Below are 920 nucleotides of genomic sequence, written 5' to 3'. Positions count from 1 at the left end.
GGATACCCTTCGGTAGCATATTTCCGCATCCCCTCCTCGTTGATCTCTACGCCAATGCCCGGTTTTTCTGACAATGGCAGGAATCCTTCCTCATCCACCATCGGGCCTTCCCAGGTGACAATCTCCTTGAACATCGGGTCTTCATGAAAATAGATCTGCCATTCCATAATCATAAAGTTGGGCACCGACGCGCACACGTGGGCCGTCGCCATCGCCCCCAGGTAGGAGGAGACCATGTGCGGAGCAAACGGGATGTAATACAGTTGGGCAAGATTAGCTATTCGCTGACCTTCTCCCAAGCCCCCACACTTCTGCAGGTCCGGCATAATCATATCCACCGCTCCGATCTCAAACAGCTCCCGGAACTCGTGGGCCAGGTAGAGGTTCTCACCGGTGCACAGCGGGGTCGAAGTCTCGGTCTGGATATATTTGTAGGCCTCCGCGTTTTCGGCCGGAATCGGGTCCTCCAGCCACATCAGGTTCACCGGCTCCATCTTGCGTGCTACCTTTTTGGCCGATGGCAGATCGTAGCGCCCGTGCATATCCGCGCAGATATCCACATCCGGGCCCACCTGCTCGCGGGCCGCCATCATCTGGTTATACATCCGTTCAATTTCCCCGTGGCTGACCGTCCAGTTATACTGGTCCCACCGGGCGGGATCGTTGGCCTGGTCCAGGTCAAATTTGACGGCTGTCATGCCGTAATCCACTGCCGTCTGTGCACTTTTAGCAAAATCCTCCGGGCTCGGCAGGCTCGACTGGTAGAGGGCCGTATCCATGTACACCCGCAGCCGGTCGCGAAACTTGCCCCCCAGCAGCTGGTATACCGGAATGTCCAGCGCCTTCCCGGCCAGGTCCCACAGGGCCGTTTCCACGGCCGCCAGCGCCGCCAGGTACATCCCCGACTGGGCCCCGCCGAA

General features: G+C 58.7%; 1 protein-coding gene. It reads right to left on the bottom strand.

All coding sequences use genetic code 11. The features are described 5' to 3' along the window. The coding region (locus NC796_RS26610; RefSeq protein ID WP_310688926.1) for a mandelate racemase/muconate lactonizing enzyme family protein at window positions 1-920 on the bottom strand (920 nt) is incomplete at both ends.

Origin of the sequence: Aliifodinibius sp. S!AR15-10 (assembly GCF_031569985.1) — a bacterium.
In the GTDB taxonomy this organism is placed as follows: Bacteria; Bacteroidota; Rhodothermia; order Balneolales; family Balneolaceae; genus JAMQKA01.
This window is presented reverse-complemented; position numbering and strand designations above follow the sequence as displayed.